Raw genomic sequence first — 12,589 nt, 5'->3', positions numbered from 1 at the left:
CACGCACGTGTCGACCACCGGGGGTCGCCGATGGTGGACGGAACGCCGCCCCGGGGCGCTGTCGGCCCACCGTGACGGTGAACGGTGGCGGTGAGCGGCGGCAGGCGCAGGACGTCGGTCCGGGAGCTCAGCGCACCCCGCGGATGCGGGCCGTGAGCGTGGTGGCCGTGCGGGTGACGGCGGCGACGAGCCGCTCCTGCTCGGCCGCGTCGACCTCGTCGCGGGGGAACGTCACCGCCACGCCGGCGACCGGGTGGCCGGTGTGGTCGAGCACCGCGCGCGCGACCGAGGCCAGCCCGGGGCTCACCGACCCGTCCTCGGTGGCGTACCCGCGGGTGCGGACGGCGGCGAGCTCCCGGCGCAGCTCGGTGACGCTGGCCGGACCGCGGCCGTCGCGCTGGACCAGGGCGTCCCGGTGGGGGAAGAGGGCCCGCACCTGAGCCGGGGGCAGGGCCGCGAGCATGGCGAGGCCGCTCGCGGTGAGGGTCGCGGGCAGCCGCACCCCCACGTCGGTGACGAGGAGGGGCCGTCCGGGGGCGCGCTCCTCGATGACGTAGAGGACGTCGCGGCCGTGCAGGACCGCGAGGTGGGCGTTGTGCGTCGTCGCGTCGACGAGCCGCCCGAGCAGGGGCCGGGCGATCCGCTGCAGGGGCGCCTGCCGCTGGTAGGCCGAGCCCAGCTCGAACGCCGCGACCCCCAGGCCGTAGCGGCGGTCCTCGGGCAGGTGGGTCACGAAGCCGGCGTCCCGCAGCACCGCCAGCAGGTGGTAGGTCGTCGACCGGGGCAGGCCGAGGTCGCGGGCGATCGCGCCGGCCGGCAGCGGCTCGGTGTGCCGCGCCAGCAGGGTGAGGACGTCGAGGGCGTGCCGCGCAGCGGGGGCGTTGGTGGGGGAGCCGGCCCGCCCGGACCCGGCCCCCGCTGCCTCGCCGGCACTGCCCGCCCCGCCGGCACTGCCTTCCTCGCCGGCACCGGCTGCCCCGACGGCCCCGTCACTCCCCGCACCGCCGGCGGCTCCGGCACTGCCCGCCTCGCCGGCCGGGGCTGCCGACGCCATGGGGCCCGGGCCGGCCGCCCCCTCGCGCTCAGGCACGGCGGTAGCGCCGTTCCGGGCGCCCGGTGCTGCCGTAGCGCAGGCTGACCTCGGCCCGGCCGGTGGTGACGAAGTACTCCAGGTAGCGCCGGGCGCTGACCCGCGAGATGCCCACGGCCTCGGCGGCCTCGGTCGCGGACAGCGTGCCGTCCGCCGTGCGCAGCGCGTCGGCGACGACCGCGACCGTCTCGGGGCTCAGGCCCTTGGGCAACGCGCCGGCCCCGGCGCCCGAACCCGCCCGGGCCAGCACGCGGTCGATGTCGTGCTGCCCTGCCACCTGCCCGCCCACCCGCCCGGCGTCGTCGCGCAGGAGCTGGCGCTGCGCGGCATACCGCTCGAGGCGCTCGCGCAGGTCCTGGAAGCCGAACGGCTTGAGCACGTAGTCGACGACGCCGCGCTGGATGGCCCCGCGCACGGCGTCGAGCTCGCGGGCGGCGGTGATGACGATGACGTCGCAGTCCTTCCCGGCGCTGCGCAGCTCGCCGAGGACGTCGAGGCCGAAGCGGTCGGGCAGGTACATGTCGAGGAGGACGAGGTCGGGGCGGTGCGCCGCGACCTCGGCCAGCGCGTCGGCCGCGGTGTGGGCGACGCCGACGACCTCGAAGCCCTCGACCTTGTCGACGAACCCGGTGTGCACGCGCGCCACCATGAAGTCGTCGTCGACGATGAGGACCCGTATGCCGTCTCCGGCCGCCGGCCCGCGGGCCCGGTCGGGGGTCGGGCCGCTCACCGGGTCACCGTCTCGGGGACGGGGGTGACGGTGAGGTGCGCGGTGAAGACCGCTCCCTCGGTGGTGTTGTGGAAGCCGGCCTCGCCGCCGCGACGGCGGCAGACCAGCCGGGTCAGGGCCAGCCCGATGCCGTGCTCGTCCTGGCCCTCGGTCTTGCTGGTCACGCCCTGCTCGAAGACGGAGTCGGCGACGTCGGCCGCGACGCCGGGCCCCGAGTCGCGCACCGTGATCCGGACCGTGGTGCGGTCGTGGGCGATGCCGACCTCGACCCACGAGCCGGTGCTGCCGGCCGCTGCGTCGATCGCGTTGTCGACGAGGTTGCCGACGACGGTGGCGACGTCGGCGGAGTCCTCGGTGTCGAGCCGGTCCAGCGAGGTGTCGTCGCTGATCCGCAGGTCGACCCGGCGCTCGGCCGCGACCGACGCCTTGGCCATGAGGAGCACGCCCACCGCCGGGTCGCGGACCCGGCTGTTCACCGACAGGTCGAGGGAGTGCCGGCGCTCGCTGACGGCGTCGACGTAGCGCACGACCTCGTCGTACTCGCCGATCTGGATGAGCCCGCTGATGGTGTGCAGCTGGTTGGCGAACTCGTGCCGCTGGGCCCGCAGCAGCTGGGTGCTGCTGCGGAACGAGCCGAGCTCGCGCTCGAGCGCGGCCAGGGCGGTCCGGTCGCGCAGGGTGGTGACGGTGCCGAGGTGCCGGCCGTCCTTGTCGACGGCCATCCGGTTCATGACCAGCACCCGGCCGCGCCGCACGACGACCTCGTCGGCGGCCTCGCCGTCGCCGGTGAGCACCGACAGCAGCCGGCCGGTGATCCGCAGGTCGGCCAGGCTCAGCCCGGTGGCGTGCTCGGGCAGGTCGAGCAGCCGGCGCGCGACGTCGTTGACGAGGGTGATCCGTCCCTGCGGGTCGAGCGCGACGACGCCCTCGGCGATGCCGTAGAGCAGGGCCTCGCGGTGCTCGACGAGGCCGGTGATCTCCTCCGGCTCCATGCCGAGGGTCTGCCGCTTGATCCGCTCCGCGAGCAGCCAGGACCCGACGAGCCCGACGATGAGGGCGGTGCCGAGGTAGGTGAGCAGGTAGGACGACGCGCCACGCAGGCGCTGCCAGGCCGACGGGAAGGCCTCGGTGATCATCACGGTGCCGAGGTGCTCGCCGACGTGCCCGTCCGCGACGCTGAAGACCGGGACCTGGCTCACGAGCTGGCGCTGCCCGAACAGCTCCAGCGTCCCCGACCAGCTCGCGCCGTCGGCGACGGCCTTGCGGGGCAACGGTATCCGGACGCCTTCGAGTGAAGGGTCGGTCGAGGTGCGGACGTCCTCGTCGGCGTCGGCGAAGGTCACCGACGTCACTCGGGACTGCGTCACCACGGACTGCCCCAGCGTGGCCAGCCCCGTGCGGGTCGAGGGGGTGGCGAGGTTGGACCGCACGAGCGGGTTGCCACCCAGCTGCTCGGCGAGCGCGCTCACCCGACGGCCCTCGACCCCCCGGAACGTCGCCTCGGACTGGGCGAGCGACACTGCACCGACGAGGACGAGCACGACGAGGACCACCGCCAGCTGCAGGACGAGCAGCTGGCCGGCCAGGGTGGGGCGTCGGCGCCGGCGTGCGAACACTATGAACTCAACCTTCACTGCTGACAGAAGGGGGACGGGCCGGGGACGCGGCCGTCACGATCATGGCGCTCGCCTCCCCGCGAGCGGAAGTCTCCCCCCTGCACGTCCTGCACGACGAAAGGTCTCAACGATGAGAGCCCGTCCCACGACCGCCCTCGCGGCCGCCACCGCCGTGGCCGCCCTGCTGCTCAGCGCCTGCGGCGCCACGGCCGACAAGGGTGCCGCCGCCGCCTCCTCCGAGGGTGGCAAGCCCGCGACGGGGCTGCAGCTCATGGTGCCGAACAGCCCCGGCGGCGGCTACGACACCACCGCCCGCACCGCGGCCAAGGTCATGGAGGCCGAGAAGATCACCGGCCAGGTGCAGGTGTTCAACCTGCCCGGTGCCGGCGGCACCGTCGGCCTGCAGCGCGTCGTGAACGAGAAGGGCAACGGCAAGCTCGCGATGCAGATGGGGCTGGGCGTCGTCGGCGCGGCCTACACCCAGAAGTCCAAGGCGACGCTCGCGGACACGACCCCGATCGCCAAGCTGATCGAGGAGGCCGGCGCCATCGTCGTGCCGAAGGACTCGCCCTACAAGGACATCAACCAGCTCGTCGCCGCGTGGAAGGCCGACCCGAAGAAGATGGCCGTCGGCGGCGGCTCCTCCCCGGGTGGTCCCGACCACCTCCTGCCGATGCAGCTCGCGAAGGCCGTCGGCATCGACCCCAAGCAGGTCAGCTACGTCTCCTACGACGGTGGCGGCGAGCTCCTGCCGGCCCTGCTGGGCAACAAGATCGCGTTCGGCGCCAGCGGGTTCGGCGAGTTCCTCGACCAGGTCGAGGCCGGCGACGTGCGCGTGCTCGCGGTGACCAGCGAGCAGCCGATCGAGGCGCTCAAGGACGTCAAGACGCTCAAGGACCAGGGCATCGACCTCGTCTTCACCAACTGGCGCGGCATCGTGGCGCCCCCCGGCATCTCCGACGCCGACACCAAGGCCTGGACCGACGCCCTGACGAAGATGCACGACACGCAGGCGTGGAAGGACGAGGAGAAGAAGCGCGGCTGGACCGACGCCTTCCAGACCGGTGACGAGTTCAGCTCCTTCCTCAAGCAGCAGGACCAGGACGTCGCCGCGATCCTCAAGCAGCTCGGCCTGGCATGACCCAGCCCACCTCGGGCCCCCCGCAGGTCAAGGACCGCGCACAGTACGGACTGTGCGCGGGCCTTGCCCTGCTCGGCGCCTACGTCCTTTTCGACGCCAGCCGGCTCGGCCACGTCACGAGCAGCAACGACCCGGTCGGCCCCAAGCCGATGCCGATCCTGCTGGGGGCCCTGCTCATCGTCGTCGCAGCCTTCTACGCGATCGACGTCGCCCGGGGCGGCGCCGGTGAGGCGGAGGAGGGCGAGGACATCGACCTCTCCACGCGCGTCGACTGGCGCACGATCGGCCTGCTCATCGCCGCCTTCGCGCTCAACGCCGTCCTCATCGAGCCGCTCGGCTGGGTGATCAGCGGGGCGCTCCTCTTCGCGGGCTCGGCCTTCGCGCTCGGCAACCGTCACCACGTCCGCGGCCTCGCGGCCGGGGTGGCCCTGTCGCTCATCACCTTCTACGCGTTCGCCGTCGGGCTCGGGGTCAACCTGCCCGCCGGCATCCTCCAGGGAATCCTCTGATGGACAACCTCCTGAGCCTCCTCGGGGGCTTCGGCGACGTCCTGTCGCCGACGAACCTCCTCATCGCGCTGCTCGGAGTGACCGTCGGCACCGCTGTCGGTGTCCTGCCGGGCATCGGGCCGGCCATGACGGTCGCCCTGCTCCTGCCCATCACGTACGGGCTGCAACCGGTCGAGGGCCTGATCCTGTTCGCCGGCATCTTCTACGGCGGCATGTACGGCGGCTCGACGACCTCGATCCTGCTCAACACCCCGGGCGAGTCCGCGTCGGTCGTCACGGCCATCGAGGGCAACAAGATGGCCAAGACGGGTCGGGCCGCCCAGGCGCTGGCGACCTCGGCCATCGGGTCCTTCATCGCCGGCACCATCGGCACCCTCGGGATCGTCTTCCTCATGCCGCAGGTGGCCAAGTTCGCGATCAGCCTCGGCGCGCCGGAGTACCTCGCGATCATCCTGCTGACCTTCACCGGCGTCACCGCAGTGCTCGGCGCCTCCCGCGTGCGCGGCCTGGCCTCGCTGCTTGTCGGCCTGACCATCGGCGTCGTCGGCATCGACTTCGTCACCGGCCAGCAGCGGCTCACCGGCGGCCTGCCGCAGCTCGCGGACGGCATCGACGTCGTCGTGGTGGCGGTCGGCATCTTCGCGGTCGGCGAGGCCCTCTGGGTCGCGGCGCACCTGCGGCGCAAGGCGGGCGAGGTCATCCCCGTCGGACGCCCGTGGATGGGCCGCAACGACTGGTCGCGCTCGTGGAAGCCGTGGCTGCGCGGCACCCTGCTCGGCTTCCCCTTCGGGGCGATGCCGGCCGGCGGCGCGGAGATCCCGACCCTGTTGTCCTACACCGCCGAGAAGAAGCTCTCCAAGCACCCCGAGGAGTTCGGCAGGGGCGCCATCGAGGGCGTCGCCGGGCCGGAGGCGGCCAACAACGCCTCCGCCGCAGGGACCCTCGTACCGATGCTCGCCCTCGGCCTGCCGACCAACGCCACGGCCGCGATCATGCTCGCCGCGCTCCAGGGCTGGGGCATCGAGCCCGGCCCGCTGCTGCTCACCAAGGAGCCGGCGCTGGTCTGGGCGCTCATCGCCAGCCTGTTCATCGGCAACACGATGCTGCTGCTGCTCAACCTGCCCCTCGCGCCCGCGTGGGCCAAGCTGCTGCAGATCCCGCGGCCCTACCTCTACGCAGGCATCCTGTTCTTCGCGTCCATGGGTGCGTATGCCGTGAACAGCCAGCCGTTCGACCTGTGGCTGCTGCTCGTGCTGGGTCTGCTCGGGTTCGCGATGCGGCGGTTCGGTCTCCCGGTGCTGCCGCTCATCGTCGGCGTCATCCTCGGGCCGCTCGTCGAGCGCAAGGGCCGGCAGTCGCTCCAGCTCACCGGTGGCGACATCTCCGGGCTCGTCGGCGGGCCGGTGGCCTGGGTCTGCTACGTGCTCATCGTGCTGGCCCTCGCCTGGCCGCTGATCGGTGCGCTGCTGCGACGTGGTCGCGGTGGCGGTGGCGGTGACCGCCCCGGTGCTGGTGACGGCAGCGGCGACGGCTCGGCGCGCGCGGACCTCGACGCGACGGGCTCGCACGAGCGGCCGGTCGACGCACGGGCCGCGGTCGCGCAGTCCGGTCGTGGTGGCAGCGAACCCGGCTGGGCCGGCTGAGGAGGAACGATGACGGTGCTCACGGGGTACGTCCCCAACGCGTTCGGCGAGGCGGCGCTCTCGCACGCCGCGCAGGAGGCCCGGCGGCGGCACGAGCCGCTGGTCGTGGTCAACATGTCGCGCGACGACGTGCTCGCCGACGCGCACCGGGCGGCCGACGACCAGCTCGCCCGGGTCGGCCGTGACCTGGCCGAGCTCGGCCTCGATGCCAGCGTGCGCCGGGTCGAGGAGGGCAGCGATCCTGCCGAGGCGCTGCTCGCAGTGGCGCGCGAGGTCGACGCCTCGGTGCTCGTCATCGGGCTGCGTCACCGCACGCCCGTCGGCAAGCTCATCCTCGGGTCGACGGCGCAGCGCGTGCTGCTCGACGCCCCGTGCCCGGTCCTGGCGGTCAAGCCCGCCTGACCGGTCCGGAGCCGCCGGTGCCGCGAGTCCGGTCAAGAGCCCGGTCGAGAGGACGCGACACGCTGACCGAAGCCCCCGCCGTTCAGCAGGTCGCGTCCTCTCGTCGAGCCGGCGCCGTCGGCTGCCTCGGGGACGTCGGGACATCGGGACGTCGGGGACGGCGGGGCGGTCCGTCACCCGGGGTCGGCACGTCCGGTACGGCGGCGGCGCAGGCCGACCTGCCGGACGACCTCGGGCACGCTCGCGACGGTCGCCAGGACCAGGGCCACCACCGTGACGTAGCGGGGGTCGTCCCGGCCGAGCGTCCAGGCGATGCCGGAGACGAACACCAGCACGAGCACGATGCGCCCGGCGAGGCGCCAGGCGGGCTCCGGGGACCGGTCGGGCGCCGACGGGAGGTGACCGGAGCCGTGGTCGTCCGCGGCGGCCTCGAGCAGGGTCCGGCGTTCGAGCACCTGGGCGTGGGCGGAGTCGAGCGCGCCCGCCCCGCGGTAGGGGAAGCCGGGCGGCACCGGCAGGTCCAGCGCCGTCGCCAGGCCCCGCCAGCCCTCGTCGGGATAGGCCGGCGACCGCAGCAGCAGCACCAGCGGTCGTGGGTCGGCGCCGAGCCACCGCTCGAGCTCGGCCGCCGTCACCCGGGCCACCTCGGCGTCCACGCCGTTCACCTTCCCGGCAGTCCAGCCCACGGTGGCCCGTCGCCGGCCCCGGGCCCACAGCTGCAGCGCGCTGCGCCACTCCCCGACCACGAGCAGGAGGCCCGGGCCGGCCCTGCTCACCTCCTCGGCGACCCGCTCGAGGGCTGCCTGGTCCTGTGAGCCGACGTCGACGAGGGTCCAGCCCGGCACGCTCGAGGGAGCGATGCGCACCGTCGACAGCGCCCACACGGCGCGGCGCTCGAGGTCCGCGGGCGCGGCCCTGACCATGAGGACCATCGCGGTCATGGGCTGCGCCGGATCACGAGGCGCTCGCGGTCATGCCATGCCCCGGTCGTGAGGGGCAACCGGTCGCGAGGCCCTCGCGGTCACGCCGTGCCCTGGGTCCTGGGGGCAACCGGTCACGAGGCGCTCGCGCTCATGACGAGGCGGCCTTCTTCGTGACGACGTGCCGCCGATAGGTGAGGAACTCCTCCCGGGCGTCGCCCCAGTAGCCCCAGGGGAATTCGGTGGCGTGCGGCCCGACCGCCACCAGCTGGTCGTAGGCCTCGTCGAAGCGGTGGAGGTGGAACAGCACCCGGGCCAGCACGTTGCGGGCCTGCGCCGTGAAGTGGTGCCCGGCGTCGGGGTTCGCCTCGACGTAGGCCTGGGCCCGGCGCACGGCCTCGTCGACCCGGCCGGGGTCCTGCGTCAGGGCGGTGGACGGGTCCTCGGCCAGGTGCTCCAGGACGGCGTCCAGCGGCAGCTCCTGGATGCGCGAGTCCGTGGGTGCGCCGTCCACTGCCTCCGCGACGAACGCGTGCATCTGCTCGTGCGAGCCGAACCACTTCTTGGCCAGGAACTGCATCGCCTGGGAGCTGCCCTCGTAGTGGTACCGGTCCAGCTCCCACAGCGACTCGACGTAGCCGCGCAGGACGTCGGCCGGCGCCTCGAGGCCACGGGCGTGGACGATCGCCAGCGCCCACGGCTCGGGGTCGCCCGATGAGAGGTCCACCGCCCGCTGGATCTGGGCCGTCGCGTCCGCGAGCGTCGTGTGGAACGCCTCGAACTGCTCGGAGCTGACGTCCTGGGCGCGGGCGTGGCTGCGCTGCTCCCACGCCTGCTCCACCAGGAGCCGGGACTGCACGACCGCGAGGTCGGGGTCGTCGGGTGCCACGGCCTGCCAGGCCTCGAGCCACTGCGGTGACTGGAGCGAGGCGTTGCCGAGGGTGGCGACCAGGTGGCTGCGGTCGCCCCAGGCCCTGTTCTCCCGGGTCCAGGCCAGCAGCTCGGCCGCCGGCTCGTGGTCCCCCCGCAGGGCCGACTCGACCGCCGGGAGCGCGAAGTCGGCGGGCGCGTCGACCACGACCGCGTCGTCAGGTGCCAGCCGGGCTGTGAGCCCCGGTCCGTCCCGCATGGCCTTGCGCGCGTCGTTGAGCTTCTTGAACACGGTTCCCCCTCCGTTGCCGTGGGCGAAACCTACCGGGCCGCAGCGCCGATGACGAGGGAGTCGCCGGCGTCTGCCGCCGGGACGCGCGCCCGTTCCTGCCGGCGGTCAGCTCCTCCGGATCCGTGCCACGCACAGGTCGGGCCGCTCGAACGGCTGGAGCCCGTCGAGTGCCAGCGAGGGGTCGAGCTCACCGAGCATGCCGGACACCAGCCCCCGGTGGACGCCGCAGACCACCTCGCCGTGGGAGCGCGCGAGGTCCAGGAACGGGCAGGGTCGGATCTCGATCCGGGCCCCCGTGCGGGTGGAGCGGACCGTGGACTCGAAGCCCAGGCGGCGCAGCCCCTCGGCCACCTCGGCCGGCGCGTCCGAGGGCGCGCGTCGGCTCGTCGCACCTCCGGTCGTCGCGCGTCCAACAGTCGCGCGTCCGGCAGTCACACCTCCGGTCGTCGCGCGTCCAGCAGTCGCGCGACGGGTGGCCAGGGCCCGGCCGTGGGCCTCCCCGGCGGTCTCGGCCGCGCCGGCCGCGGACGGGAGCGGGCTCGCCAGTGCCTGCGCGAGGATGGTGGCGAGCTCACGCCAGCCACCGTCCTCGGCCGGCAGGTCGGGGGACACGGCATACAGGACCGTGGGGCGGCCGGGGGTGGAGCGGTCCTCGGCGCCCCGCTCGACCATCCCCTCGTCGACGAGCGCATCGAGGTGGAAGCGGGCGCTGTTGGGGTGGACGCCCAGCCGCCCGGCGACCTCGGCGGCGCTGACCGGACGCCCCGTCTCGCGCAGGACCCGCAGCACCCGGGTGCGGGTGGGCCCGAGCGCGGCCTGGTCCGTCGTCACGCGGGGGTCGGGTAGAGCACCTGGGGGCGCCCGTAGCCGTCGAGGGGCGGGCGGGGCCCGGGCTCCCGCCGGGTGGGTTCGGTGGCGGGGTCGATCCCGGCGGCCATGACCGCCCGGCCGAGGTGCTCGACCGCGTCCACACCGTGGCGGACCTCCCCGTCGCCGAGGACGAGCAGGGGCACGACCTCCTTGTCGAAGCCGCTCCACTCCCGCCGCCACGCCCCGACGAGTCGCCAGGCGAGGCTGGTCATCGGTCCGCCCGTGACGTCCACGCAGTGGCCCCAGCGTCGCAGCGGGTCGCTCGGCGAGGTCCCGGACTCGACGGCGTCGGCGAGCAGGAGGCGCACCACGACCGGGTCGGACAGGTCCAGGCCGTGGCGCCAGAACCCGTCGAAGAGCAGCGGTGCGGCGAGGTCCGCCACCCCCGCGCCGTAGCACTCGGCATACCCGGACACTGCGGCCCGGGTGTGGGGGACGAAGCCGCGCAGGAGGTGCGGCAGCTCCTCCCCGGGGAGCAGGAACCAGCTCAGCCGGTCGAGCTCCTCACGCAGGCAGGAGAACTCGTCCTCGCGCGTCCTCGACGGCCTGGCCTGCCACGGGTCGTGCTCGACGGCCCGGAGCTCGAACGGCGCGCCCAGCAGCTCCAGCCGGCGGTGGGCGAGGTAGGACCACGGGCAGGAGAAGTCCGCGTAGAGGACGGTCGGTGGGGTCATGGCGCACTCCCGGGTCGATGGGCAGGTCTCCATAGTTACAAACATTTTGGAGAAATACTAGAGAGTGCGGGTGAGTTCTCCGCGACGAGGCCCTCGTCTCACATCCGAGACGGTATGCCGCCTGCGCAGGGCCCGCGCGCGGCTCGCCTCGGCTGCAATGGGAGGCATGACCACCACGTCGCCCTCCGTCGCCACCGTCACCGTCGGCACCGGATCGGTCACCGTCGACGACGTCGTCGCCGTGGCGCGGCACGACGCGCGCGTCGAGATCGTCCCCGCAGCACTCGAGGAGGTCCGGCGGACCCGCGCGGTGATCGAGGCGCTGGCCGACGACACCCAGCCGCACTACGGCGTCTCGACCGGGTTCGGCGCCCTGGCCACCCGGCACATCCCCGTCGAGCTGCGCGCCCAGCTGCAGCGCTCGCTGGTCCGCTCGCACGCCGCGGGCTCGGGTGCCGAGGTCGAGCGCGAGGTCGTCCGGGCGCTGATGCTGCTGCGCATCTCCACCCTCGCCACCGGCCGCACCGGTGTCCGCGAGGAGACCCTGTCGACCTACGTCGCGATGCTCAACGCCGGCATCACGCCGGTGGTGCACGAGTACGGCTCGCTCGGCTGCTCCGGCGACCTGGCCCCGCTCTCGCACTGCGCGCTCGCCCTCATGGGCGAGGGTGTGGTGCGGGACGCCGCGGGGGAGCGGATGCCGACGGCGCAGGCGTTCGCGGCGGCCGGCATCGCGCCGGTCGAGCTGCGCGAGAAGGAGGGCCTGGCCCTCATCAACGGCACCGACGGGATGCTCGGCCAGCTGGTGCTCGCGATTACCGACCTGCGCCGGCTGCTCACCGTCGCCGACGTCACGGCCGCGATGAGCGTGGAGGGCCAGCTCGGGACCGACGACGTCTTCGCCGCCGACCTGCACGCCTTGCGCCCGCAGCCGGGGCAGGCGCGTTCCGCCGCCAACCTCCGGAAGCTGTTGCAGGACAGCCCGATCCGCGACAGCCATCGCGACCCCGAGGCGTGCACCAGGGTCCAGGACGCCTACTCGCTGCGCTGCTCGCCGCAGGTGGCCGGGGCCGTGCGCGACACGGTGGAGTACGCCGCGACCGTGGCGGGGTTCGAGCTCGCCTCCGCGGTCGACAACCCCGTCGTGACCCCTGACGGCCGGGTCGAGTCGAACGGCAACTTCCACGGGGCGCCGGTCGCCTACGTGCTCGACTTCCTCGCGATCGTGGCCGCCGACCTCGCCTCGATCTCCGAGCGCCGCACCGACCGGTTCCTCGACGTCTCGCGCAACCACGGGCTGCATGCGTTCCTCGCCGACGACCCGGGTGTCGACAGCGGACACATGATCGCGCAGTACACCCAGGCGGCGATCGTCTCCGAGCTCAAGCGGCTGGCGGCCCCGGCCTCGGTCGACTCGATCCCGAGCTCGGCCATGCAGGAGGACCACGTCTCCATGGGGTGGTCCGCCGCCCGCAAGCTGCGCCGGTCGGTCGACGGCCTCACCCGAGTGCTCGCCATCGAGCTGCTCACGGCGGCCCGCGCCCTCGACCTGCGTGCCCCGCTGCAGCCGGCCCCGGCCACCGCGGCCGTGGTCCGGGCGCTCCGCGAGGCCGGTGCCCCCGGCCCCGGCACCGACCGCTTCCTCGCCCCCGAGATCGAGGTCGCGGTGCAGCTCGTCGCGAGCGGCGCCGCCGTCGTCGCGGCCGAGTCCGTCACCGGCCCCCTCGACTGAAGCCCCCGGCATACACCCTGCGCCCCCTGGCGCCCCGCCCTCGTCCCGTAGAAGTGCCCAAACTCCAGGTCCAGCCAGAACCTTCCACCCCCAGCCGGAG

General features: G+C 74.0%; 12 protein-coding genes. 5 read left to right on the top strand and 7 right to left on the bottom strand.

The window, feature by feature from the left end:
- Positions 1–127: 127 nt before the first annotated feature.
- The 3 genes from ACYVDO_RS08020 to ACYVDO_RS08010 all read right to left on the bottom strand — a co-directional run bounded on the left by ACYVDO_RS08020 (position 128) and on the right by ACYVDO_RS08010 (position 3,436).
- Positions 128–844, bottom strand: a complete 717-nt coding sequence (locus ACYVDO_RS08020; protein WP_460935046.1) for an IclR family transcriptional regulator — start codon at positions 842–844, stop codon at positions 128–130.
- A 238-nt stretch (positions 845–1,082) separates the two neighbouring features.
- Entirely contained in the window at positions 1,083–1,820 is a 738-nt protein-coding gene (locus ACYVDO_RS08015) for a response regulator (RefSeq protein ID WP_460934545.1), read from the bottom strand.
- The gene (locus tag ACYVDO_RS08010; protein ID WP_460934543.1) at positions 1,817–3,436 is read right to left on the bottom strand and encodes a sensor histidine kinase; all 1,620 of its coding nucleotides are present in this window, start codon (positions 3,434–3,436) and stop codon (positions 1,817–1,819) included. The genes ACYVDO_RS08015 and ACYVDO_RS08010 overlap by 4 nt, the downstream gene beginning before the upstream one ends.
- Before the next feature lie 130 nt (positions 3,437–3,566).
- On the opposite strand from ACYVDO_RS08010, the gene ACYVDO_RS08005 reads away from it, so the two are divergent.
- The 4 genes from ACYVDO_RS08005 to ACYVDO_RS07990 are packed head-to-tail and all read left to right on the top strand — an operon-like array spanning position 3,567 to position 7,131.
- Positions 3,567–4,577 (top strand): Bug family tripartite tricarboxylate transporter substrate binding protein, encoded by a 1,011-nt coding sequence (locus ACYVDO_RS08005; protein WP_460934541.1) that lies wholly within the window; start codon positions 3,567–3,569, stop codon positions 4,575–4,577.
- Positions 4,574–5,086 carry a tripartite tricarboxylate transporter TctB family protein gene (locus ACYVDO_RS08000; protein WP_460934539.1) on the top strand — a complete coding sequence of 171 codons (513 nt, stop codon included), beginning with the start codon at positions 4,574–4,576 and terminating at the stop codon, positions 5,084–5,086. The genes ACYVDO_RS08005 and ACYVDO_RS08000 overlap by 4 nt, the downstream gene beginning before the upstream one ends.
- A complete protein-coding gene (locus tag ACYVDO_RS07995; protein WP_460934537.1) occupies positions 5,086–6,729 on the top strand; it encodes a tripartite tricarboxylate transporter permease in 1,644 nt (547 codons plus the stop codon). Before ACYVDO_RS08000 ends, ACYVDO_RS07995 begins: the two co-directional genes overlap by 1 nt.
- 9 nt (positions 6,730–6,738) lie before the next feature.
- A complete protein-coding gene (locus tag ACYVDO_RS07990) occupies positions 6,739–7,131 on the top strand; it encodes a universal stress protein (RefSeq protein ID WP_460934535.1) in 393 nt (130 codons plus the stop codon).
- 173 nt (positions 7,132–7,304) lie between these two features.
- Here ACYVDO_RS07990 and ACYVDO_RS07985 read toward each other — a convergent pair whose 3' ends face one another.
- The 4 genes from ACYVDO_RS07985 to ACYVDO_RS07970 form a co-directional block, all read right to left on the bottom strand.
- The gene (locus ACYVDO_RS07985; protein ID WP_460934533.1) at positions 7,305–8,072 is read right to left on the bottom strand and encodes a hypothetical protein; all 768 of its coding nucleotides are present in this window, start codon (positions 8,070–8,072) and stop codon (positions 7,305–7,307) included.
- Positions 8,073–8,202: 130 nt separating this feature from the next.
- Entirely contained in the window at positions 8,203–9,213 is a 1,011-nt protein-coding gene (locus ACYVDO_RS07980; protein WP_460934531.1) for a hypothetical protein, read from the bottom strand.
- 105 nt (positions 9,214–9,318) lie between these two features.
- Complete coding sequence (locus ACYVDO_RS07975; RefSeq protein ID WP_460934529.1) at positions 9,319–10,044, bottom strand: helix-turn-helix transcriptional regulator; 726 nt, start codon at positions 10,042–10,044, stop codon at positions 9,319–9,321.
- On the bottom strand, positions 10,041–10,757 hold the full coding sequence (locus ACYVDO_RS07970) for a hypothetical protein (RefSeq protein ID WP_460934527.1): 717 nt from the start codon (positions 10,755–10,757) through the stop codon (positions 10,041–10,043). Before ACYVDO_RS07970 ends, ACYVDO_RS07975 begins: the two co-directional genes overlap by 4 nt.
- Positions 10,758–10,923: 166 nt before the next feature.
- On the opposite strand from ACYVDO_RS07970, the gene hutH reads away from it, so the two are divergent.
- Positions 10,924–12,489 (top strand): histidine ammonia-lyase, encoded by a 1,566-nt coding sequence (hutH, locus tag ACYVDO_RS07965; protein WP_460934524.1) that lies wholly within the window; start codon positions 10,924–10,926, stop codon positions 12,487–12,489.
- Positions 12,490–12,589 lie beyond the last annotated feature (100 nt).

Source organism: Phycicoccus ginsengisoli, assembly GCF_054779295.1.
This window is presented reverse-complemented; position numbering and strand designations above follow the sequence as displayed.